At 29.5% G+C, this 23,615-nt stretch carries 22 protein-coding genes; 12 read left to right on the forward strand and 10 right to left on the reverse strand.

The window, feature by feature from the left end:
* The 3 genes from Q0881_RS09750 to Q0881_RS09760 all read right to left on the reverse strand — a co-directional run.
* On the reverse strand, window positions 1-2,474 hold a 2,474-nt coding region (locus Q0881_RS09750; RefSeq protein WP_299159525.1), incomplete at its 3' end, for a proprotein convertase P-domain-containing protein.
* A gap of 356 nt (window positions 2,475-2,830) precedes the next feature.
* Window positions 2,831-3,970, reverse strand: coding sequence for a cysteine desulfurase family protein (locus Q0881_RS09755; protein ID WP_299159526.1), 1,140 nt, complete (start codon window positions 3,968-3,970; stop codon window positions 2,831-2,833).
* A 15-nt stretch (window positions 3,971-3,985) separates the two neighbouring features.
* A complete protein-coding gene (locus Q0881_RS09760) occupies window positions 3,986-4,534 on the reverse strand; it encodes a Smr/MutS family protein (protein WP_299159527.1) in 549 nt (182 codons plus the stop codon).
* Between the two features lie 83 nt (window positions 4,535-4,617).
* Here Q0881_RS09760 and Q0881_RS09765 point away from each other — a divergent pair, with 83 nt between their 5' ends.
* Complete coding sequence (locus tag Q0881_RS09765) at window positions 4,618-5,250, forward strand: hypothetical protein (RefSeq protein ID WP_299159529.1); 633 nt, start codon at window positions 4,618-4,620, stop codon at window positions 5,248-5,250.
* A 1-nt stretch (window position 5,251) separates the two neighbouring features.
* Here the strand turns inward: Q0881_RS09765 and ppk2 (Q0881_RS09770) are convergent, their stop codons facing one another.
* Window positions 5,252-6,031, reverse strand: coding sequence for a polyphosphate kinase 2 (gene ppk2 / locus Q0881_RS09770; RefSeq protein ID WP_299159530.1), 780 nt, complete (start codon window positions 6,029-6,031; stop codon window positions 5,252-5,254).
* Window positions 6,032-6,033: 2 nt separating this feature from the next.
* Window positions 6,034-6,891 (reverse strand): polyphosphate kinase 2, encoded by an 858-nt coding sequence (gene ppk2 / locus Q0881_RS09775; protein ID WP_299159531.1) that lies wholly within the window; start codon window positions 6,889-6,891, stop codon window positions 6,034-6,036.
* A gap of 68 nt (window positions 6,892-6,959) precedes the next feature.
* Here ppk2 (Q0881_RS09775) and Q0881_RS09780 point away from each other — a divergent pair, with 68 nt between their 5' ends.
* The 10 genes from Q0881_RS09780 to Q0881_RS09825 all read left to right on the forward strand — a co-directional run bounded on the left by Q0881_RS09780 (window position 6,960) and on the right by Q0881_RS09825 (window position 15,899).
* Window positions 6,960-7,910, forward strand: coding sequence for a lipid A deacylase LpxR family protein (locus Q0881_RS09780; protein WP_299159533.1), 951 nt, complete (start codon window positions 6,960-6,962; stop codon window positions 7,908-7,910).
* An 84-nt stretch (window positions 7,911-7,994) separates the two neighbouring features.
* Window positions 7,995-9,113 (forward strand): DNA polymerase III subunit beta, encoded by a 1,119-nt coding sequence (dnaN, locus tag Q0881_RS09785; RefSeq protein WP_299159535.1) that lies wholly within the window; start codon window positions 7,995-7,997, stop codon window positions 9,111-9,113.
* A gap of 155 nt (window positions 9,114-9,268) precedes the next feature.
* The gene (locus Q0881_RS09790) at window positions 9,269-10,033 is read left to right on the forward strand and encodes an AAA family ATPase (RefSeq protein WP_299159537.1); all 765 of its coding nucleotides are present in this window, start codon (window positions 9,269-9,271) and stop codon (window positions 10,031-10,033) included.
* 9 nt (window positions 10,034-10,042) lie between these two features.
* Complete coding sequence (locus tag Q0881_RS09795) at window positions 10,043-10,930, forward strand: ParB/RepB/Spo0J family partition protein (RefSeq protein WP_299159540.1); 888 nt, start codon at window positions 10,043-10,045, stop codon at window positions 10,928-10,930.
* On the forward strand, window positions 10,931-11,509 hold the full coding sequence (locus Q0881_RS09800) for a DUF5683 domain-containing protein (RefSeq protein ID WP_299159543.1): 579 nt from the start codon (window positions 10,931-10,933) through the stop codon (window positions 11,507-11,509).
* Window position 11,510: 1 nt separating this feature from the next.
* Window positions 11,511-12,212, forward strand: a complete 702-nt coding sequence (gene dapB, locus Q0881_RS09805) for a 4-hydroxy-tetrahydrodipicolinate reductase (protein WP_299159546.1) — start codon at window positions 11,511-11,513, stop codon at window positions 12,210-12,212.
* 79 nt (window positions 12,213-12,291) lie between these two features.
* Window positions 12,292-13,884, forward strand: coding sequence for a signal peptidase I (lepB, locus tag Q0881_RS09810; RefSeq protein WP_299159549.1), 1,593 nt, complete (start codon window positions 12,292-12,294; stop codon window positions 13,882-13,884).
* Window positions 13,884-14,504 carry a WbqC family protein gene (locus Q0881_RS09815; RefSeq protein WP_299159552.1) on the forward strand — a complete coding sequence of 207 codons (621 nt, stop codon included), beginning with the start codon at window positions 13,884-13,886 and terminating at the stop codon, window positions 14,502-14,504. Before lepB ends, Q0881_RS09815 begins: the two co-directional genes overlap by 1 nt.
* Window positions 14,505-14,525: 21 nt before the next feature.
* Window positions 14,526-15,101: a Crp/Fnr family transcriptional regulator gene (locus tag Q0881_RS09820; protein ID WP_299159555.1), complete on the forward strand. Its 576-nt coding sequence runs from the start codon at window positions 14,526-14,528 to the stop codon at window positions 15,099-15,101.
* Window positions 15,102-15,329: 228 nt separating this feature from the next.
* Window positions 15,330-15,899: a Crp/Fnr family transcriptional regulator gene (locus tag Q0881_RS09825; protein WP_299159556.1), complete on the forward strand. Its 570-nt coding sequence runs from the start codon at window positions 15,330-15,332 to the stop codon at window positions 15,897-15,899.
* Between the two features lie 123 nt (window positions 15,900-16,022).
* On the opposite strand, the gene Q0881_RS09830 is transcribed toward Q0881_RS09825, so the two are convergent.
* The 5 genes from Q0881_RS09830 to Q0881_RS09850 are packed head-to-tail and all read right to left on the reverse strand — an operon-like array spanning window position 16,023 to window position 21,593.
* Complete coding sequence (locus Q0881_RS09830) at window positions 16,023-17,528, reverse strand: oligosaccharide flippase family protein (protein WP_299159558.1); 1,506 nt, start codon at window positions 17,526-17,528, stop codon at window positions 16,023-16,025.
* A gap of 1 nt (window position 17,529) precedes the next feature.
* The gene (gene wecB / locus Q0881_RS09835) at window positions 17,530-18,615 is read right to left on the reverse strand and encodes a UDP-N-acetylglucosamine 2-epimerase (non-hydrolyzing) (RefSeq protein WP_299159560.1); all 1,086 of its coding nucleotides are present in this window, start codon (window positions 18,613-18,615) and stop codon (window positions 17,530-17,532) included.
* The gene (locus Q0881_RS09840) at window positions 18,612-19,892 is read right to left on the reverse strand and encodes a glycosyltransferase family 4 protein (RefSeq protein WP_299159562.1); all 1,281 of its coding nucleotides are present in this window, start codon (window positions 19,890-19,892) and stop codon (window positions 18,612-18,614) included. The genes wecB and Q0881_RS09840 overlap by 4 nt, the downstream gene beginning before the upstream one ends.
* Window position 19,893: 1 nt before the next feature.
* On the reverse strand, window positions 19,894-21,069 hold the full coding sequence (locus Q0881_RS09845; RefSeq protein ID WP_299159565.1) for a glycosyltransferase family 4 protein: 1,176 nt from the start codon (window positions 21,067-21,069) through the stop codon (window positions 19,894-19,896).
* A complete protein-coding gene (locus tag Q0881_RS09850) occupies window positions 21,066-21,593 on the reverse strand; it encodes a methyltransferase (protein ID WP_299159568.1) in 528 nt (175 codons plus the stop codon). Before Q0881_RS09850 ends, Q0881_RS09845 begins: the two co-directional genes overlap by 4 nt.
* A gap of 326 nt (window positions 21,594-21,919) precedes the next feature.
* Between Q0881_RS09850 and Q0881_RS09855 the strand changes: the two genes are divergently transcribed.
* Window positions 21,920-23,614: a helix-turn-helix domain-containing protein gene (locus tag Q0881_RS09855; protein WP_299159577.1), complete on the forward strand. Its 1,695-nt coding sequence runs from the start codon at window positions 21,920-21,922 to the stop codon at window positions 23,612-23,614.
* The last annotated feature ends 1 nt before the right edge of the window (window position 23,615 follow it).

A 23,615-nucleotide genomic window follows, 5' to 3' on the forward strand; every position in this document is an offset into this window, starting at 1 on the left:
TCATTCGTAATCGTTGGTACTCCACAGTTATCTGTTCCAGTTGGCGCAGTTCCTAAACTTACTCCACTTGCAGTACAAGTTCCTGCATCTACATTTACTGTAACTGCTGATGGACAAGCACTGATCGTTGGATTGATATTGTCTACAACTGTTACTGTTTGTGTACAAGTTGCTGTGTTTCCTGCTCCATCGGTTGATGTCCAAGTTACCGTAGTAGCTCCGATTGGGAACGTTGCTGGTGCATCATTCGTAATCGTTGGTACTCCACAGTTATCTGTTCCAGTTGGCGCAGTTCCTAAACTTACTCCACTTGCAGTACAAGTTCCTGCATCTACATTTACTGTAACTGCTGATGGACAAGCACTGATCGTTGGATTAGTCGTATCAACTTCTGTAACAGTTACAGTAGCTGTGTTATCTACTGTACATGGATTTGTAGCTGACTGCCTATACGTATAAACTAAGCCTACATTACTCCAAGTTCCTCCTCCAGCTGGGCTTCCTCCTAATGCTGCAAATAATTGAGCATTTGTTGGGGTATCCCCAGGACACACTTCTAAAGTTCCATTTGTACCTGCGCTTGGTGGTAAAGCCTGAACTGTTATTGCTATATTATCTTGTTCTAAACAACTATTATTTATAGTAGTTACTTCTACTCGATAACTATTTCCTGACAATCCTGTTGTTGCATTTGTTATTGTTAATGAGGCTGTACTTGTTCCACTATAAGGTGCTGAATTTGATAATGGTGTTGTACTCGCTCCTAAATACCAACTATAAATATAATCTGCAGCAGGAATAGCACTTGCTCCATTTCTTAATCCTACAGGTGCTGCTGTTAATGTAATATTACTTCCTTCACATACTGAAGCTGGGCTAGGTGTTATTGGTATACTAGAAATAACATCTCCAATTGTTACTGCTGTCGCAGTAGCTTGTGGACTTCCAGCATTTGTTGGAACTCCATTAGCATTAACACATCCTGAAGAAGCACAAAGTCTTCCTGAAGTTAAATCAGCAGCTACAAAACTCCCTGCTGCTTCTATAGCATCAAAACAACCATCTGCGTCTGAATCTACTTCAAAAGGGTTTGTTTCTCCATCTGAATCTGAATCTAAAACGGTATAATTTAAATTAGCACCAAATGTATCATTTGTTTCTATTGCATTAAATAATCCATTTGCTCCTCCTCCTGTACTAGCTCCATCGATTCTACCATCATTATTCGCATCTGAAACGCCTCCAATAGCTAACACTCCTGACTCAACTATGTCATATATTCCATCGTTATCTGAATCTAAATCTAACTCATTACTAATTCCATCTCCATCTGTATCACAAATATTACTTGCTAATAAACTTCCTTGCAATTCTTCTGGTCCTGGGCCAGTTTGATTTATAATTATGAAAGTATTATTTGCTAAAGGTGTCCAAGTAATCGTATTAAATGGTGTCCCATCTTGAGCTACCATTGTTTCTAACGTTGTCGATGTTGTAGTTCGAGAACCTAGTAATGTAATTACTCCTGATTCATCAATTGTTAATCTTAAACGCGGTAAACCATTAACGTTTGGATCCCATGGACTTGTTATAAATGCATTATCTGATTGAAAGCGAAAATAAACCTCTCCTCCACCTAGTGCTCCATTTTCAAATTCTAATATAGATGGATGTACTGGTGTTCCATTAACAGTCATTTGAAAAGAGTTATCTAACTCTGTTAAATCTAACCTAGCAAAACCTGTGTCTGTATGATTTACTGTTACTTGACGATCACCTCCTGCATTGGTAGAAGGTAATAGTGCCGTTGTTGCATTTGTACAATATTCTTCTGTATCTGTGATACCATCGTTATCATCATCTAAATCACATTCATTATTAATTCCATCACCATCAGGATCATTAGCAGTAGGAGTTCCTACTATTGCTCCAGCTGTACATGGGTCTACAACAACGGTAGCTTGACATAAATTTAATGTAAATGTATTTAATACACCTAAATCACCACCTGCAGTATCTCTAATATACAAAGACCAAGTTCCTGATGAATTCTTACCATCTAAAGTTGACAAATCCCCTTCTGGCTGATAAGATCCTGATAAATTCACATTTCCGCCTGGAGCAGCAGAAGCTGCTTCGTCATCAAAAGTAACATTTGAATAATTACTACCACTACCTCCTACACCTGTAAATAACTCTACAAATGTCCCGTCAGGATGCCGCAAAAACATATCAATATCTGAATTCCATGTGTGCGTTATATCAACTAATACATTAACATCTGTTAAAGTAAAACTATCAGCAATAGCTTGATTTACTATAGTATAAGTAAAATTTGCATCTGGAATATTTGTAGATGGGTTAACCGTATAATCAGTACAAGTTTGACCAAACGTACTTCCTGAGAATAAGAATAATAAAAACACAAAAAACAGGGAACTATTTTTTAGGGTGTCGGGGTAATTTTTCCTCATATTATTATATATATAATCTTAACCCAAATTTTATTTGGGCTTTTTTAATTTTCTTATAAAATGTTTGAGAATATAAAAATCCCCAATACTAACAATATCAATACATTAAAATATTAATATTCATAGTTTGGGGGGACAACTGTAAGTAGTGCAAAGATAATTATAAATACTACTTTTCAAATTTTTAGACACTTTTTTTTACAAAAAGTCACTGCATAGAAAAATTAAATAAGACCAACAAGTGTTATAAATAAAACAAATACCAAACTCTCATTTTAAAACTATTTAAACGGTTATTTTTTCTAAATATAGGGGTTTTTATGCAGAAACCAAAAAAAACTCTTAAAAAGCTCCATCTAACCTTTTATACTTTTTTTTATTTTCTCTATTGCAAAATCTACTTCTTCAATTGTTGTTAGCTTACTAAACGAAAATCTGATTGATGTATTTTCCGATTCTTTTTCTGACAAAAATGCACTTAGTACATGAGAACCTTTATTTGCTCCACTCTGACATGCGCTTCCTCCTGAAACAGCAACCCCTGCTAAATCTAAATTAAATAACAACATTTTTTCTTTCACAGGAAAGCGTACATTTAATATTGTATAACTACTTTTTTCTATATCTAATGACTCTCCATTAAACTCAACATTTACAAAATGTTCTTTTAATTTATTTATCAAATATTTTTTTACCTCTTCTATAGACTTTTTATCTTTTAGCATATTTTCACAAGAAATCTCCAATGCTTTTTCCATTCCTAAAATCGCATGTACATTTTCTGTACTAGATCTTACTCCTTTTTCTTGTTCTCCTCCATACAATATTGGCTGTAATGGAATTCCTTTTTTCACATACACAAAACCAACTCCTTTTGGTCCATGAAATTTATGTGCACTTGCTGCTATAAAATCTATGGGTGTATTTTTTAAATCTATTTTATAATGCCCTATTGCTTGCACTGTATCTGAATGAAAATATGCTTTATATTCCTTACACAAAGACACCACCTTATTTATTGGCAATAAATTACCTATTTCATTATTTACATACATTAAACTCACCAAAGTTTTCTCCTTTGACTCTTTCAACACTTCTTCTAAATCCCCTAAACACACATTTCCTTTCTTATCTACCTTCACATATTCTACTAGAATATTGTATGTTCTTTTCAAATAATCAATTGTACGTATAACTGCATGATGCTCTATTTTAGATGTTACAATTTTTGTTACACCAATATTTAGCACCGCATTATACAACACTAAATTATCTGCCTCCGTACCTCCTGCTGTAAAAAAAATTTCACTTGCCGAGACATTAAACTGTTTTGCTATATTCTTTCTCGCTGTCTCCACCCCTGCTTTCGCCTTTCTACCAAACTGATGTGTTGACGATGGATTCCCAAAATTATCTATCATTGATTGTCGCATTACTTCAACAACCTCTGGCAACATTGGTGTTGTTGCTGCATTATCTAAATAAACATTTTTCATTTTACAAAATTACATTTAATTTACATTCTGATATATATAAATCTCTGTTGCTCCTTGTCCATATTTTTGATAAGACGCCTCATAATACCTTACATTATAATTATTCAACAAATACTCCAATTCACTTTTTAAAACTCCTTCTCCTACTCCATGAATCAGCACTAATTTTGATATTCCTTTTGAAACACAATATTCAACTTTCTGTTTTGCTAACTGAATTTGCTTATACAAAATATCATACTTATCCATTCCTCTTACAGACTTCACTATTTTCTCTATATGTAAATCAACCTCCATAACTACTTCGTTTTTATCCTTTATAAAAATTGATTTTTTCTGTTTATTTTTCTGACTAACTTTCTCCCTTAATAATGGATTGTTTATATCTATATATTTGCTCAGTTCGTTTTGCTCCACATTAATCTTCACCAATTCCGACGCTAAAAAAGCATACTCCATCCCCTCTATATCTTTAATAATAAATTGCTCTTCCTCCTTCTTTATTATTACCCCTCTAATATCGGCATCCAAAACCGCTACTTTATTACCTATTTCTAAACACATTCTTAACCTTTACTTAATTCTCTTAAAGAGATTTACAGTGTATTTTTGCACATAATTATACTTTACAAAAGAACTGTAAATAAATGATAAAGACTAAAAATATTAGTACAAAAACTTTTTTTGAAGAGGCGAGAAAAGAGACTATTATTAGTAATGAACGCATAAACTTATTAAACAACATTGTTCATACTATTATTGAAGAATACAAGGATAGAGAAAAAATTAACTTGAACTTCATTTGTACTCATAACTCAAGAAGAAGTCAACTAGCACAAGTTTGGAGTTTTTATGCTACAGAATATTTTAACTTAAATAACATTTTTACCTATTCTGGCGGAACTAAAACCACCGCCTTTCATAGAAATACCGTAAAGTGCTTACAAAAAACTGGTTTCGACTTTAATATCATTGATTTTTCTCACCAAAACCCTCGTTATTTAATCTCTTTTAAAGGAACTAAAAAATCTATTTTAGGCTTTTCAAAATCTTATGATAACCCAAGTAACAGTTTTCCATATATAGCTATTACCACTTGTGATAGCGCCGACGAAAAATGCCCTTTTATTCCTGATGCTATTGCCCGTTACCACTTACCTTTCTCTGATCCTAAAATTTCTGACAACACTAATTTAGCGGATGAAGCTTATTTAAATTCTAGCCAACAAATTGCTGGAGAAATATTCTACATCTTTGAAATGATTAAAAATCAGCTATAATTTAAACTTCTGTATTTTTATCGTAAGGTATACTTTTTAATACATGATTTATTACATTAACTCGTGCTATTGTTTTTCTATTAGCCCGAATTACTTTCCATGGCGATATTTTCGTATTAGTCTTTGAAAACATTGCTCTTTTATACTCTGTATAATCATCCCACAATTCCTGAGCTTTTTTATCTACTGGCGTCATTTTCCATTGCTTCAATGGGTTATTCTTTATATCCTTAAAGCGCTTTGCTTGTTCTTTTTTATTAATTGACATATATATTTTCACCAACCTAATACCCGATTCCAAAATCATTCTTTCAAAATCATTTACTTGATTCATAAAAACCCGATATTCCTCTTGTGTACAAAAACCATTTACTGGTTCTACCACTGCTCTATTATACCAACTTCTATCAAAAAAAACTATTTCTCCTGCCTTTGGAAATTGCTCTACATAACGCTGAAAATACCATTGAGTTTTTTCATCTTCATTAGGTTTTGGTAACGCAACTATTCGCATATGCCTAGGATTAATTCGCTCTGTAATCCTACGTATTGCACCTCCTTTTCCTGCTGCATCCCTTCCTTCAAAAATAACAATAATACGTTCATTATTATTAATCCCCCACGTTTGCAATCGGATTAATTCTACTTGTAATTTTTTTAATTTACGTTCATAATCTACATAACGTAATGCACGCTCTAAATTAAAAGGCTTAGACAAAACTGCCTTTAAACCTCTATTTGTATTTAATTTATTTACATCTTTTTGCGTTAATTTTTCCATATTTAATCTAAATGATTTGCTGAGCGATAATAACGCATTACTATATTAGGATCTGGATTTGATACTGTTTTTACCCCCTCTACTTCTTCATAATTAAATTGAGATAACACATGTCGCATACACTCAACTCTTGCTTTCTTTTTATTATTAGTTTTCACTACTATCCAAGGACTATATGTTGTATGTGTTTTACTAAACATTTCGTTCTTATAAAATGTGTATTTATCCCACAGTTCTTGCCCTTTTTTATCTACCGGACTAAACTTCCATCGCTTTAAAGGATTATCATTTCTAGCATCAAACCTTCGCAACTGTTCATCTTTAGATATTGACAACCAGAATTTTATAATTGTTACACCATCTTCATATAACATATGCTCAAATTCCGGAACCTGCACTAAAAATGTTTTATACTGCTCTTTTGTACAGAACCCCATAACCGGCTCAACAACTGCTCTATTATACCAACTACGATCAAAAAAAACAATCTCTCCTGGGTTTGGCAACTCTTTAATATATCGTTGAAAATACCATTGTCCTTTCTCTACTTCTGTAGGCTTATTTAATGCCACCAAACGCATTGACCTAGGATTTAAATGTTCCATAAAACGCCGAATACTACCTCCTTTTCCCGCAGCATCTCTTCCTTCAAAAATAACAGCCACTCGCTTATTATTTTTTGCTACCCATTGTTGCAATTTCACTAATTCAACCTGAAGTTTCTTTAATTCTTTCTCATATTCTAATTTAATTTCTACTTTCTCAATTGAAATTTTTTTCTTCTTAATTATAGTCAACAATTCTTCATTTGTTGAGATGTTTTCAAAATCAGTAATTGTAAGTTTTGGCTTTTCTTTCATTAAAAAACATGTTATAATTAGCAATAATTTAACCCCTATTTTGCTAAAATAAAACGATATTCGCAGTTATGAAAAATTTTATCTTCTTTTTATCAATCTTATTTTCTTTGAATTTTTATTCCCAACGAAAATATTCTAAAGAATTTAGCTTTTTAAACGACAACGATCTTTTTATTTCTACTCATCAAGATAGATATTATACTAATGGAATACTTTTAACTTACAGATATCTTAGTAATGATGAAAACAAAAACTTAGAAAAGAAAATATATGATATTCAATTAGGTCATCATATGTATACTCCTTTTAAAGCTACTGTTAACTCTCATGGGGATCATGATCGTCCTTTTGCGGGTTATTTATTTGGTAACTTTGGAATTAATCGTTTTTATAAAAACGAATCTATTATAAAAACTTCTCTACAAATTGGAGTTTTAGGTCCTTCCGCTTTTAGCAAGGAACTTCAAGATTTTATTCATGACATCTATGGATACAAAAAAGCTATTGGATGGAAATATCAAATTACTGATGCTTTTGCTTTAAACCTCTCTGGAAAATATATAAAACATCTAATAAGAAATAGCTCTAACAATTTAGATATTAACTGGGTAAATAAAGTTAGAATTGGGACTATTTACACTGATTTTTCAACTGGTTTTTTATTTCGTATCGGTCTTAAACCTCTTCAAAAAAACACAAACTCTATTGCTTTTAACGCCAACTTAAACAATAATAAGACTAACTTTAATAATGAAATCGAGTCTTTTTTATACATAAAACCAATACTTAGCTATATTGCTTATGATGCTACTATTCAAGGCAGCTTTTTAAACAACAGTAGTCCAATTACTTTTGAACTAGAACCTTTTAAATTTTCTTCTGAAATAGGAATTCGTTTTACAGCCAATCGTTTTAACTTTGGCTATGCAATTCATTATCACACAAAAAAATTAAAAAGTCTTAGAGTTCCAAACTCTAATTTTTATGGTTCAATACAATTAAATTATCAATTTAATTAATCATTTTTAACAATTAAAAAAATACTTTTTAAAATCATCAAATTAAGATATATTTGTAAATCTAATAAATAGAAACTATACTAAATGAAATTTATCGTATCTAGCTCTCAATTATTAAAACAACTACAAGTTTTAGGAGGAGTTATAAATAGCAATAACACATTACCTATTTTAGACAACTTCCTTTTTGAACTAACTGAAAATGAACTTAAAGTATCTTCATCAGATCTTGAAACGACAATGACTTCTGTTGTTGAAGTTGAAAGTACTGATTCTGGTGCTATTGCAATTAATGCTCGTTTATTACTAGATACTTTAAAAACGTTTCCTGAACAGCCTCTTACTTTTAAGGCTGAAAGTGATAGTACTATTGAAATTATTTCTGAACAAGGTAAATATGACATGGCTTACTTTAGTGGTGAAGAATTTCCTAAAGCTGTTGAATTACCTTCTCCTAGCAGTACTGAAATACCTTCACATATTTTAGCCACAGCTATTTCAAAAACAATATTTGCAGCTGGTAACGATGATTTAAGACCTGTAATGAGCGGTGTCTTTTTTCAATTTAACTCTAAAGAGTTAACTTTTGTTGCTACTGATGCACATAAATTAGTAAAATATACTCGTACTGATGTTACTGCAGATAAATCTGCTGAATTCATCATGCCAAAAAAACCTTTAAATTTATTAAAAGGAATTTTAGGAGGATCTGACAATAATGTTGTTATTGAATACAATGAAACTAATGCTAAATTCACTTTTGAAAATGCTGTTTTAGTTTGTCGATTAATAGATGGTAAATACCCTAATTATGAAGCTGTAATACCTAAAGAAAACCCAAACAAACTTACTGTTGATAGAGCTTCTTTTTTAAACTCTGTTCGTCGTGTTTCTATTTTCTCTAGTAAAACAACACATCAAATTCGATTAAAAATGGCAGGAACTGAATTAAATATTTCTGCTGAAGATTTAGACTACTCTAATAAAGCTGACGAACGTTTGAATTGCGATTACCAAGGAGATGACATGCAAATTGGATTTAACTCTCGTTTTTTAAGCGAAATGTTAAATAATTTAAATTCTAACGACGTTTTAATTGAAATGAGTTTACCAAATAGGGCTGGTATTTTAACTCCTATTGACGGTACAGAAGAGGGAGAATTAGTTACCATGCTAGTGATGCCTGTAATGCTTAACGGATAATAAAATTATATACATATATTAAAGCTACAAATTGACTTTTGTAGCTTTTTCTTTTTTACCCCCACAAAGTCAAGCAATTACATTTGTTAACATCTTTCCCTTTTAAAAATGATAAATAATTGTAAATTTACCTCTTTCAAACTTTTTAAATTATAATGGGTAGAATAATAGCAATTGCAAATCAAAAAGGTGGAGTAGGTAAAACTACTACCACAGTAAACTTAGCAGCATCATTAGGTGTTTTAGAAAATAAAGTATTATTAATTGATGCAGATCCCCAAGCAAATGCTACTTCTGGCTTAGGCTTAGATGTTGAAAGTATTGAACTAGGTACTTATCAAGTTTTAGAACATACCACATCTGTAAAAGATACTATTTTAAAAACTGATTCTCCTAATGTGGATTTAATTCCTGCTCATATTGACTTAGTGGCTATTGAAATAGAATTAGTTGATAAGCAAGAGAGAGAATACATGCTTAAAAAAGCTTTACAAGAGATTAAGGATGACTATGATTATATTTTAATAGACTGTGCTCCTTCATTAGGTTTAATTACTTTAAACTCTTTAGTTGCTTCAGATTCTGTAATTATCCCTATTCAATGTGAATATTTTGCTTTAGAAGGATTAGGTAAATTATTAAACACTATAAAAAGTGTTCAAAAAATACACAACCCTGATTTAGATATTGAAGGTTTATTATTAACGATGTTTGATTCTCGCTTAAGACTATCTAATCAAGTAGTTGAAGAAGTAAAAAAACACTTTAGCTCTATGGTTTTTGAAACAATAGTGCATCGAAATATTCGTTTAAGTGAAGCACCTAGTTATGGTGAAAGTATAATTTCATACGATGCTACGAGTAAAGGTGCTGTAAATTACTTAAATTTGGCGAACGAAATTATAAATAAAAACGCATAATTATTGTAAATGGCAAAAGCAACAAAAAAACAGGCTTTAGGTAGAGGTTTATCAGCCTTATTAAAAGAAACTGCAGAAGTAAATTCAGCAGAAGATAAAAATGCAGATAAACTTGTAGGTACTATTGTTGAATTAGATATTAATTCGATAGATGTAAATCCATATCAACCTAGGACTTATTTTGATGAAGAAGCTTTACAAGAATTAGCCAATTCAATTAAAGAACTAGGTGTTATACAACCCATTACTGTTCGTAAATTATCTGGCAATCAGTTTCAACTAGTTTCTGGAGAACGTCGTTTTAGAGCTTCTAAATTAATAGGTAATAAAACAGTTCCTGCATATATTCGTTTAGCTAACGATCAAGAAATGCTAGAAATGGCATTAGTTGAAAATATTCAACGTAAAAACCTTGATCCTATAGAAGTTGCTCTTTCTTATCAACGTTTAATTGATGAAATTAAATTAACCCAAGAACAATTAAGTACTCGTGTAGGTAAAAAACGATCTACTGTTACCAATTATTTACGTTTATTAAAACTGGATCCTATTATCCAAACAGGAATGCGTGATGGTTTTATATCTATGGGACATGGTCGTGCGCTTATAAATGTTGACAGTAATTCTGATCAGTTAAATATTTATGAGAAAATAGTTCGTGAAAAATTATCTGTTCGCCAAACTGAAGAATTAGTTAAAAACTTAAAAGCTGGCACAGTTGCGAAAGCGTCTAAAAAGAAAGCTTTACCTAATTTTGTTGCGGATAGTGTAAAAGATATTAGCGACTATTTTGGTCATAAAATTGACGTTAGCGTTAACAATCGTGGAAAAGGAAAGATTTCTATTCCTTTTCATTCTGAAGAAGATTTTAATCGTATTAAAAACCTTTTAAAGTAATTGAATATTCGACTTATCATATTCGTTTTTTTTAGTCTTTCTTTTAGTCAGATTTCATTTGCTCAAAAAGATTCTACATTAATTAGGGCCAAACAATTACAATTAGGAAGTGACAAATACAATCCTCTTTCTCCATCTAAAGCTGCTTTTTATTCAGCTATTTTCCCTGGAGGAGGACAAATTTATAATAAAAAATACTGGAAAGCTCCTATTGTTTGGGCTGCCATAGGTAGTAGTATTTACTTTTACATTGATAACAGCAATGGGTATGATCGATTTAGAACGGCTTTTAAATTGCGATCTCAAGGCTTACCTGATGAATTCAATGGTTTAAACGGAAACCCAAACATTTCAACTGCTGGATTAGAAAATGCACAAAAAACATTAAGTAAAAATCGAGATTTATCTCTTTTAACTGGTGTCTTATTATACGTATTACAAATTGTAGAAGCTAGTGTTAATGCACATTTACTACAATTTGATACTGATGATAGCTTATCTATAAATCCGATGATTAAATCTGACCCAATGCTTATTGAAGCCCCAAAGGTTGGTTTAACTTTAAAATATTCTTTTTAAAATGAAAATTGCCTTACTTGGTTATGGTAGAATGGGTAAAGAGATTGAAAAAATTGCTTTACAAAGAGGTCATAAAATTATAATTAAAACTTCTGGTAAAGAAGATTATAATATTTCTGATGCCGACGTAGCCATTGATTTTAGTATACCTTCTTCTGCTTATAGTAATATAAGTAATTGTATTAACAACAATGTTCCTGTTATTTCAGGTACAACCGGGTGGTTAGATAAATACAACTCTATTATTGAGTTATGTAATGAAAAAAAAGGAGCTTTTATTTATGCTTCTAATTTTAGTTTAGGTGTTAATGTTTTTTTTGAATTAAACAAACAACTTTCTAAAATGATGAATGCATTAAATCAATATAATGTTTCTATTGAAGAAATTCATCATACAAAAAAATTAGATGCTCCTAGTGGAACTGCGATTACTTTAGCCGATGGAATTATTGAAAACTCTAACAAAACTGCTTGGGTACTAGATGAAAAAACTTCAGAAAACAACATTGCTATTTCTGCTATAAGGACTCCTGAAGTTCCTGGAACTCATACAGTAACATATAATTCTGAAATTGATACCATTGACATTAAACATACCGCACATAATAGACAAGGATTTGCCTTAGGTGCTGTTGTAGCTGCTGAATGGTTAGTTAATAAAACTGGAGTTTACACCATGAGAGATGTGTTAAACTTAGGTTAATTACGTAACAAACACAGAAAAAAGACACAAATATTATTGAATTTTACTCCTATTTAAAGGATACCAAAATATATACATTATGACATTTACTGAATGGTTTATATTCTTCTTAATACTTCAAGTAATTCACTTTTTAGGAACTTGGAAGCTGTATGTAAGAGCTGGAAGAAAAGCATGGCAAGCTGCTATACCTGTTTATAATGCAGTTATTTTAATGCAGATAATAAATCGCCCAAAATGGTGGGTAATTCTATTATTCTTCCCTATTGTAAATTTATTAATGTTTCCTATAATTTGGGTAGAAACCTGTAGAAGTTTTGGTTTTAATGATAGAAAAGACACCATTTTAGCTATCGTAACTTTAGGTTTGTATATTTACTATATTAATTATGCTACTGAAGCGAAATACATCGAGAATAGAAGTTTAGAACCTAGATCTGCTCTAGGTGAATGGGTAAGCTCTATTGCTTTTGCAATTATTGCTGCGACCTTAGTTCATACCTATTTTATGCAGCCATATACTATTCCAACCTCTTCTTTAGAAAAAACGTTACTGGTTGGAGATTATTTATTTGTTAGTAAGTTTCATTATGGAGCCCGTGTACCAAATACTGTTGTTGCTGCACCTATGGCCCATGATACAATTCCAGTTCTAGGTAAAAAATCTTTTTTATCTGACGATAAAAATAAAGATGGATTTTTAAACAAACTTTCATTACCATACATGCGTTTACCTGGTTTTCAGAAAATTAAACGTAATGACATTGTTGTATTTAGCTGGCCTGCTGATACATTAGCTTTAATGTGGGGAGATAGATCTGGAAAGGCAACGTATAAACCTATAGATAAACGAACCAATTATGTTAAAAGAGCTACTGGTATTGCAGGAGATACTTTAGAAGTTAGAGATGGTTATGTATTTATTAATGGCAAAAAAACTATATTACCAGAAAGAGCTAAACCTCAATGGTATTTTAAAGTAGACACAAATGGCGAAGAGTTACCTTTAAGTCTTATAAAAGAATACAATAAAAATGGAGAGGGTAAAATGTCTAATGATCGTGCATTTTATTACTTCAACTTAACTGATAAAGAAGCTGCTTCTCTATCTAAAAACCCACTAATAAAAAAGGTTACTAAAGACATGCACCCAAAGGGTTTCTACAACAAATCTGTTTTCCCCCACAGTCCAAAATATGCTTGGTCCTCTGATAACTTTGGACCTATTTACATCCCTAAAGAAGGAGCTACCGTTGATTTAAATGAAAATACAATTCCTTTCTACGAGCAAATTATTAGAAGATATGAAAATAATGATTTAACTATTTTTGGTAATGATATTTACATTAATGGCAAAAAGGCAAAAACATATACTTTTAAGCAAGATTATTATTGGATGATGGGAGACAATCGTCAAAACTCATTAGACGCTAGAAACTGGGGGTATGTACCTATAGATCATGTTGTAGGTAAACCTGTAATGATTTGGTTAAGCTGGGATCCTAGTATTTCTATTTTAGATTTTGGAGCTAAAATAAAATCAATCCGCTGGGACAGAATGTTTACAACAGTTGGTGGTAATGGTAAGCCTACCTCTTATTTATGGTTGGTTATTCTTTTAATTGCTGGCTATACAGGGTATAGTTTTAGAAAAGGCAAAAAGAAAGCTTAATGTCACTATTTATACCAACATATTTTGCTCCTATTTCACAATATGCAGCAATTTATCAATCGAATTCGGTTATTTTTGAAATTGAAGACAATTATCAAAAACAAACTTACCGTAATCGTTGTTATATATATGGAGCTAACGGTAAATTAGCATTAAATATTCCTGTAAAACATAAAACTAAAGAAGGTAGAAAAAAAACGAAAGATACTATAGTTGAAAATGATTTTCCTTGGCAACAACAGCATTTTAAATCATTACAATCTGCCTATAGAACTTCTCCTTTTTTCGAGTTTTTTGAAGATGATTTATCTAAAATATTTAACACTAAATACACTTTTTTACAAGATGTAAACATTGATAGTCATTTATTTGTTACTGATGCTTTACAAATGAATACTTCATTTTCAAAAACAGAGAATTATGAAATAACGCCTAATGTTATTGATCATAGAAATCTAGCTCTGGCTAAAAAAGGTATTGAAATAGAATTGGATTCATATGTACAGATGTTTGATGATAAATATGGCTTTATACCTAACTTATCTATCTTAGATTTACTTTTTATGGAGGGGCCTAATGCTATTAGTTTTTTAGAAAAAATTAATGTAAATTTGAGATAACTCAAACTAATACATTCTTTTATGTCTTTTTTCAGAAGCTTTGTTTTTAACTTTTATGATAAAGTTTCAGAGAGTTCTTTTGATAAGTTTAATCAATTAATGTTTGCAAAAAAGTTTTCTAAAGACCATAAACTTGTCAACTTAAATCAAACTCCTACTAATTTTTATATTTTAAAATCTGGTGTTGTTAGGTCTTTTTTAATAGACGAAAAAGGGAAAGAATACACTAAAACCATATTTGTCCCTATAACAACCACTGGAAATTTAGGTGCTTTAATTACTAACAAACCTTCAGATTTAATTTATCAATGCCTTACAGATTGTGAAGTTTTAGAATGTAATTATAAATCTTTTTATAATTTATCTTTAAAACACCACGATCTTTCAATATTTCATTATAAAGTATTAGAACACATATATATTAGAGAGGAAGGAAAAATTCTAGAACTTTCTATGCTTGATGCTTCTCAGAGGTATGAAAATTTAAAAAAAAGACTTCCAAATATTGATAATTTAATTAATCAATATCATATTGCTTCTTATCTTAATATCACTCCTGTTCAGTTAAGTAGAATTAAAAAGAATAGTTATAAATAAGATTTTATTAACATATGTTAATGTACAACTCTAAAACACCACATATATTTGTAGTGTAATTAACAAGTTACAATTTTGAAAAAAAATTCCCCTAATTAAGTTTTTTTTCAGCAATCAGACTTATCCCCTTATATAAGTCTGATTTTTTGCGTCTATCCTTTTTATATCTCATAATTTTCATTAAATTTATCTTCTCTCGATAGAGATAACTTGTTAATTTATATATTTATGAAAAGTGATATTGAGCATTTTCTCTATCAGTTTGCCGATTTACCCAGTAATATTATTTCTATTTTTGAAAATCTGGTTTCGTATTCCGAACTTAATCCATTAGATTTTTTAATAAAAACTAATGAATATCCTACTGACTTTTTTATTATTAAAACTGGCATTGTTAGATCTTTTCTTCAAACAGAAAACGGTAAAGAAGCTACCAGAGCTCTTTTTACTCCCGGACAAGCAACTGGTGGTGCATCTGCTATGATGAAAAATTGTCCTTCTGAATTAAATTACCAAGCTTTAACCAAAGTAACTGGCTATAAAGGTAGTTTTTTTAAACTCAAAGAGCTAACCTTAAGGCACCATGAATTAAGCATTTTTTATATTAAAATTTTGGAAGATGCATATTTAAAAGCAGAAAACATTATTCTAGATATCTCTATGCATACAGCTAAAGAAAGGTATTTAATTTTAAGAAAACGAATTCCAGATATTGATAATTTAATTGCTCAAAAACATATTGCCTCTTACCTTAATATATCTCCCGTACAATTAAGTCGAATAAAAAAAACATTATAAACTGCAATTTATAAACATATGTTAATCAACATATTAAAAACACCTATTATCTTTGCACATGAAATAACCCCTTATTTCATTTCCCTTAATAAAGACTTATTCCCTTGTGAATACAGTCTTTTTTTATTTTATATATCTTTTTACTAAATTATTTATTTGCTCTGATATATTTAACTTAACAACAATAACAATATAAAGCCCTATTATTAAAAGACTCTTTAAAATAATATTGATTATAGGATCTATTGGAAAATTTAAAATAGAAAATTCTGGAACTGAAAAATTCCAAAAATAAAACATAACAAACATCACTATAATTATTAATAACATTTGCAACGTTTTATTTGTGTAAGGAAACATATTTAGCTTCTTATTTACAAACCATAACTTAAAAACATTAAAAGTTAAAATAGTTATTAATGTTGCCAATGCTAAACCTTCTGTACCCATTCCTATATATCTATAAAAATAGATATTTAAATAATACACCAAAAAAGCCATACCTATACCTATTGGCATTGTTATTCTATAAAATTTAGAATTTGTAATAATGGCTCCATTACTTCCTAAAGACATTAAGAATAATTTTGCTATTGAGATTAATAACACTACTAATATCCCTCCTTCTGCATAATTTTTATTAGGCATAATTCTAAACAATTCTTCTACATTACAATTTACCAACACAAAAAATAACCCGCCAATTAACAATAAGTTTATTGAACTTTTTTGGTATAAACTTTTTGTCTCATTATCATTGTTTTCATTTATAGACTTAGATGTTAATGGCTGCAAAATTTGCCCCATAGCTCTACTTGGTGCTTCAATAAAAGTCCCTATAAATAAAGCAACACCGTAATATGCTGCTGTAGCAAAACCATCTTTCCCTGGTATCATTACTTTATCAATATCCAACACAATTGCTCCCGCACTTCCTGCTAAAACTATATAAAAAGTATATCGTAAAACCTCTTTAAAGTTATAAGGGAAGGATAACGTTATTTTTGGCATATATAATTTAAAAGCATATACCATCATTAATAAAGTTCTTAATATATATGCTAAAGCCATATAATACAAAAACTCTTGCTTTGTTATTACTTCAAAATTTACAGCAAATAACAAAATCATTATAGCAACTCTATTGTATAACTCTTTTAACAGATTTCCAAAAACTGATTGCATTTGTACTTTTGCCCAAGAATAAAAAACTTCAAAATAAGCACAAGCTACAGCTATAATATATATATAAATAGTATAACTTTCTATAATCAAGTTGCCTTCAACATTACTTCTTGAGATAAAATCCATAATTTGATTATGAAAAAAATCCCAACAAAAACCTATAGGAAATGCTACTAATAACGGAAGAAAAAGAATAGAACTTAAGAAACTATCTTTTTCTTTTTTAGTCTTGTATCCTGAAAAAAACTTAATAATAGTAAAATGTACTCCTAATGCTACTATTGGCAACAATAAGTTAGATGCTGCAAATACATACATCGCTAAGCCATAATATTCGTCTTTTAAAAATCTTGAATATAAAACTATAGTGTTTATCCCTCCTATTAAAAAACCTAAATAGATAATAAGAGTGTTCTTAAATGATTGTCTAAATACAATTCCCAATTTATTCTTGAATTAGTTTTTTTATTGACTGATATATTTTTTCTCCAACATCGTTTCCATATAAATTTTCTTGAAAATCTTTTTTTTCTTTTAAAAACTCATTGAATGATTTTATCATTTTATTATAATTGGTTCCGGTTATCTTTGCATAACCACTACTAACCAATTCTATCCATTCTGTCTCTTTTCTAGCTATTATACAGTATTTTTTATTGAAAAATGCTTCTTTTTGAAGCCCTCCACTATCCGTAATTACTAAACTACAGTTTTTTAACAATTCTAACATATCAAAATAACCTACAGGTTCTATAAGAGTTATATTAGGCTTTAAACCGTAAAGATCTAATTTCTTTTTAGTTCTTGGATGCAAAGGTAATACTACTTGTTTTGATTTGTTTATTTCTTCCAAAGCCGAGAATACTTCTTTTAATTTCTCTTTATCATCTGTATTTTCTTGACGATGAATTGTTGCTAAAACAAACTCATTTCTCTGTAATTTTAAATCGCTAATAATAGTCGATTTTCCTTCTGAGAATTTACCATAAAACTCTACTGCATCTTTCATGATATCTCCATGTTGTTCTATTTCAATTGGTAAATTATCAAATCCTTCTTTCTTTAAATTTAGAATAGCGGTATTTGTAGGACAACTTAACAAATTTGAAATTCTATCTGTAATTATTCTATTTACTTCTTCAGGCATTTGCATATTAAAAGAACGTAATCCTGCTTCAACATGAACAACTTGGATATTCATTTTTTTCGCTGCTAAAGCTCCAGCAACAGTAGAATTGGTATCTCCATATACTATTACTACTTCTGGCTGCTCGACCTCTAATACCTCTTCTATTTTCTCTAGCATCTGCCCAGTCATAGCTCCATGACTTAATCCGTTAATATTTAAATTATATTTAGGCTTAGGAATTTGCATTTCATTGAAAAAAACGGCGCTCATATTAGTGTCAAAATGTTGACCTGTATGCACTATTATTTCTTCAAAATCATTGTGCTTCTTTATTACTCTACTTAACACTGCCCCTTTTACAAACTGAGGTCGTGCTCCTAATATGGTTACTATTTTTTTCAAGAGCTTACTACTTCTTTTAGTATTTCAGATAATTGCTTGGTTAATTCCTTTCGATGATATTGCTCTATTTCTTTTGATGATACTTCTAGGTTACCGTCTTTGTATTTGTTATACATATTTTTAATTACCCTTTTCATTTTATTTTTATCATCAAAATTAATGATAAAGCCAGCGTTTGTTTTCTCTAAAATTTCCGCTAAATCCCCATCTTCTGGACCAATTGCTAAGATAGGACGTTTTGCTTGCAAATATTCGAAAATTTTTCCTGTTATAATTCCTTTAGCACTTGGCACTTTATTTATTGCTAATAATAATACTTGAGAATTCCTTTGGTGTTTTTTCACTTCATTATGGGCTACATAATCTATTCTTGTAATATTTTTGAAGTCTTTCTTTTTTAATTCTTCTATTACTTCATTGGCTAATTTCCCTATTAACTTTATCTCTAAATTGTTTCGAAACCCTTTAATTTCTTCTGACAATTCAGATAATGCTTCCCATAAAATTTTAGGATTTCTATCTGAATTCATCAACCCGATATGAGTTATTGAGAGTTTCTTATCTAAATTAACTTCTTTTATTCCATCAAACTCTGTATCATATCCGTTTGTCACTACATGAATATTTTTTGAATAGTCTTCGTAGTTTTTTTTCATTGTTTTACCTATTACCAAACTAGCGTCTGCTTTTTTTAAAACCTCTTTCTCCAGTTTAAAATGCCTTCTTTTCGATGTTTTTGTTAATGGTAATTGATGAAAGTAATCGATATCTGTCCATGGATCTCTAAAATCTGCTACCCATTTTATATTTAGTTCTTTCTTTAACTGCAATCCTATTAAATGTAAGCTATGAGGTGGCCCCGTAGTTATAATTACATCTATATGATTTTCTTTTAAATAACTTTTTATTTTTTTAACTGAAGGTTTTACCCAATATTTCCTTGCATCTGGAATAAAATAATTGGCTCTTATATATTGCATTATCTTTCCGAAAAAAGTAGGGTTTGGATTTAGAAAACCTGCACTTGTTTTAGTACTTTTTTTCTTTAGACGTGATAACACATCATTAGGTTCCCATATATTTTTCTTTAGAACTTCTATATCATTTGGCACATCTTTTTCTAAAGATCTATCTATAATCGGGTAATTTGCATTATCTACTGTATACACTAGTGGTTCTATATCAAAATCTCGTAAATACTTTACAAACTTCAACCAACGTTGTACTCCAGAACCTCCAGACGGCACCCAATAATATGTTATAATTAGTACTTTCAAATTATAAAGTATTATACAGGTTTATTAACTCTTTAGATGTTTTATCCCAAGTAAATTCATTTCTAACAAAATTCTCTCCATTTTCCCCTAGCTTATTTCTTAACATTTCATTTTTATAAAGCTCAAGAACTTTACTTTCAAAATCTTCTACATTCTTTTCTGAATGTACTAAACCTGCATTTATTTTTTCTACTAAGTTCTTCTGAGCGGTAGCATTACTTACCAACAAAGGCTTACCTAAACTCATATATTGAAATAATTTATTTGCATAAGTAGTATCATGATGAATGTTTCTATGCAAAGGAGATAAACAAATATCACTATCTTTAATGTAATTTAAAAATGTCGATTCTTTCTGCCAACCTTCAAACTTCACATATTTATCTACTTTTAAACTTGTTACTTCTTCTTTTAAATTGCTCGGTATTTTACCTACTATTACTAGCTTTACATTTTTAATATTCTCTACTAATTTAGGGATACTTCTAATTACAGTTTTTAATCCTCTTCTTTCACCAGTATCTCCAATATATAATAGAATAAAATCTTTTTTAGTATTTCTCTCTATAACTAAACCTTTATTATCGTTATAAAAAGATGCTCTAACTGTATTTGGTACTACTCCAATAGCATCTGATTTTATTTTTGTTCTTTCTATTATTTCTTTTTTAGCATCTTCTGTTACAACAATAATTTTATCAGCTTTTTTAATAAATGCTTCTTCTTTTTGCTTCCACTTTTTTGGTAAAATAATAATATTGGACGGAAACTTTTTTAAGTGAGGATAAAACTTCATAATTTCAGGTCTATTTTCATGTAGATCTAAAATAACGGGTAATCTTGTTTTTTTGTTTTCTTTAAAAACTGCTTCTGCAATTACCATATCGTGAATATGAATTGCTTCAATTTTAAATTCCTTCAAAAAGCTACTTATCTTTTTTTGCATTAAGATAGTATAAAAAGGCACTGTATAAACTAATGCTGATAATTTATATTCTAGTTTATTACTTTTATATCTCTTTACTTTTATTTGGTTAATTTCTTCTTCTTTCTCTTCTTTAGTATATGTTAGACAAAATAAAAAAACCTCATGCCCTTTCTTTATTAATTCAATTGCTTCATTTTCCACTCTTGGATCTGGAGGAAATATTTTATCTAAAATCATTCCTATTCTCACAGCTCTTCCTTTTTTTCTGCATAAACAGCATAATAACGAGGTGTAAATTTTCTTAAAATTGGTCGGAACCCTATTTTATTAATTGGACTTGTCCATTTTTTTGTGTCTATAATTTTCCAATTTGATTTTTCTAATAACCAATCATATTGCCAATCCTCAAACTCATGATAGTGTCTATCCCACATATCAGTAGTACTTCTATATGCACTTGCAAACCATAATTTTAAAGGTACTGTTGTTATTATTTTTTGAGCTTCTATTTCTCGTAATACATTAAAAGGAGCTAATAAATGTTCAAAAATTTCAAAAGCCGTTACAACATCTACTTTATATTCTTTTACTATCTCAGGTAATAAATCCAAATCTTCTCCATTTGTATTATACACCGTATAACCATGTTCTTCCATTATTTCTGAAAAAGGGTTACGTACACCTAAATCTAAAATAATTGCAGGTGAAGGAACATGTTTTTTTAAAAATTCTAAGGTATGGTTATATCTTTTCTCTGGTAGTTTAGAGTACATAAATAATAATTTATAACAAATGTATTATTATTTTGCTTTTTAGAATAGTAATCTTATTGAATAATAGATTTTAAACCAACTTATTTCTACAAAAGAAAAAAAGCGGAGGTTTACCTCCGCTTTTTTTCTTTTTCACAACAACTTTCTCATAGCAACTCCCACCTATTCTTACGTATCTATTTAGTATTATAAATAGAAACGTGAACAAACATATCATTCTTTTCTAAGTCTAAAAAATGTTATAACACACCTTTTATAAAAAGCATTATCTTTGAGTTTATTTTATGTGCTTTTCATAAAAAGTATTATTAGATCGTATACTAAGAATGACTAAAAATATTTTCTTTTTCATCTTCGTTTTTCTTTTTTTTTCTAAAAAAGTAACCTCTCAAACTAAACGCCTAGATTCTATTAATTTAGAAAAAATTAACTTTTTCAAAAACACAAATACCGATAGCCTATTTTTTTATTGTAATAAATTAGAAAAGTCAAATAATATTTGTAAAAAGCTAGAGGCACAAACTGGTAGATCATATGGCTACTATAGAGAAAAAAAATATGTAGAAGCTGAAAAAATTGCTGCAAAAGTTATTTATAAAGTAGATTCAATAAATAAACTTTTAAATAAGACTTGTCTTTTAAATAGAAAAATAACTGCTTTGAATAGATTATTTTGGATTAAGAAAAATCAAGAAAAATATGAAGAAGCATATACCATCCTTATTAAACAAGAAAACCTGACAATTAACCACCCTGTAAAAGATCAATTAAATTATAGAAATAAATTAGGTTTAAAACTTAGCAAAGCTGTTATAAAAAACAAGCTAGGCATGCATCATGAAGCTAAAGTTCTTTTATTAAATTCAATTTCTGAAATTAAAAACCCTTTTCTTAAAAATCTTCAAAAAGATAATTTTTTTATTCAATGGCAAGCCAATTTATACAACAGCCTTGGTAACACTTACATTTCATTAAATAATAAAGCTCTCAATACAAATAGTATATTATTAGATTCAGCTGCATACTATTATAATAAAGCTTATAAAGCTTCAAAATTATTAACACCAATACATAAAGATTCTGAGATATTCTACAACTTTAGGAAAACTGATGTTTTAATGGCTAAAAAGCAATATAAAGAAGCTATTAAATTAATCAATAATTATAAAAACATTTGTAACGGGTACAACTATAAACATCGTGAGTTTTTTCAAAAATCTATTTGTTTTCATAACCTTAATGTTTCAGACTCTGCTATATTTTATGCTTCTAAAATAATAAAAGATAAAAAGTACTGTAAAACCAGTAGGCTGATTACTATGTATGATATTCTATCAAACCAGTACAATAAAATTCAGAAAATTGATAGTGCATATAAATATTCTAAGTTAAATCTTAAGCAGTATAATTTAGCTAGAGAAAACAAGGATAAAGCCTTCAATTTATTTTACAATAATAGCTTTAATAAAGCCAAACAATTAAATATAGAATTAAAGAAGACTGAAGCCAACAAACAACTTAAATTAATTATTTATTTTTTTATTTTGCTCTTAACAATTACTGCTCTAATTTTCTTTTTATTTAGAAAAGAAAAAAGGAAAAAAGAAAAATTAATAACTAAAATCAACAATCAAAAACCTTTTGAAACAGAAAAAAAAGAATATAATATTGATGAAGTTCTTGAGTGTAAAATTTTAGATAAAATAAAAGATATCAATACAAATTTAGAGTTTCTAAGTTCTAATTTTTCAGTATCTACTATTTCTGAGAGTTTAAATACTAACTCAACTTACGTTTCTTTTATTTTCAACAAACATCATCAAGAATCATTTAAGCAATATTTCACTAGGCTTAAGATAGATTATATTATTGAAAAACTTAAAAACGATAAAAAATACAGAAAGTATTCTATACAAGGTTTAGCTCAGGAAGTAGGATACACAAATGCTTCAGCTTTTTCAAGAGCTTTTAAAAAACAAACAGGAATCACTCCATCTTCCTTTTTAAAAACTCTTGAATAAT

Origin of the sequence: uncultured Tenacibaculum sp. (assembly GCF_947494125.1) — a bacterium.
In the GTDB taxonomy this organism is placed as follows: Bacteria; Bacteroidota; Bacteroidia; order Flavobacteriales; family Flavobacteriaceae; genus Polaribacter.

Bases quoted from the DNA above. Each gene is read 5' to 3' on its own strand.
- Q0881_RS09755 (WP_299159526.1), bottom strand. From the start codon at position 3,970: ATGAAAAATGTTTATTTAGATAATGCAGCAACAACACCAATGTTGCCA.
- Q0881_RS09760 (WP_299159527.1), bottom strand. From the start codon at position 4,534: ATGTGTTTAGAAATAGGTAATAAAGTAGCGGTTTTGGATGCCGATATT.
- Q0881_RS09765 (WP_299159529.1), top strand. From the start codon at position 4,618: ATGATAAAGACTAAAAATATTAGTACAAAAACTTTTTTTGAAGAGGCG.
- ppk2 (WP_299159530.1), bottom strand. From the start codon at position 6,031: ATGGAAAAATTAACGCAAAAAGATGTAAATAAATTAAATACAAATAGA.
- ppk2 (WP_299159531.1), bottom strand. From the start codon at position 6,891: ATGAAAGAAAAGCCAAAACTTACAATTACTGATTTTGAAAACATCTCA.
- Q0881_RS09780 (WP_299159533.1), top strand. From the start codon at position 6,960: ATGAAAAATTTTATCTTCTTTTTATCAATCTTATTTTCTTTGAATTTT.
- dnaN (WP_299159535.1), top strand. From the start codon at position 7,995: ATGAAATTTATCGTATCTAGCTCTCAATTATTAAAACAACTACAAGTT.
- Q0881_RS09790 (WP_299159537.1), top strand. From the start codon at position 9,269: ATGGGTAGAATAATAGCAATTGCAAATCAAAAAGGTGGAGTAGGTAAA.
- Q0881_RS09795 (WP_299159540.1), top strand. From the start codon at position 10,043: ATGGCAAAAGCAACAAAAAAACAGGCTTTAGGTAGAGGTTTATCAGCC.
- dapB (WP_299159546.1), top strand. From the start codon at position 11,511: ATGAAAATTGCCTTACTTGGTTATGGTAGAATGGGTAAAGAGATTGAA.
- lepB (WP_299159549.1), top strand. From the start codon at position 12,292: ATGACATTTACTGAATGGTTTATATTCTTCTTAATACTTCAAGTAATT.
- Q0881_RS09815 (WP_299159552.1), top strand. From the start codon at position 13,884: ATGTCACTATTTATACCAACATATTTTGCTCCTATTTCACAATATGCA.
- Q0881_RS09820 (WP_299159555.1), top strand. From the start codon at position 14,526: ATGTCTTTTTTCAGAAGCTTTGTTTTTAACTTTTATGATAAAGTTTCA.
- Q0881_RS09825 (WP_299159556.1), top strand. From the start codon at position 15,330: ATGAAAAGTGATATTGAGCATTTTCTCTATCAGTTTGCCGATTTACCC.
- Q0881_RS09850 (WP_299159568.1), bottom strand. From the start codon at position 21,593: ATGTACTCTAAACTACCAGAGAAAAGATATAACCATACCTTAGAATTT.
- Q0881_RS09855 (WP_299159577.1), top strand. From the start codon at position 21,920: ATGACTAAAAATATTTTCTTTTTCATCTTCGTTTTTCTTTTTTTTTCT.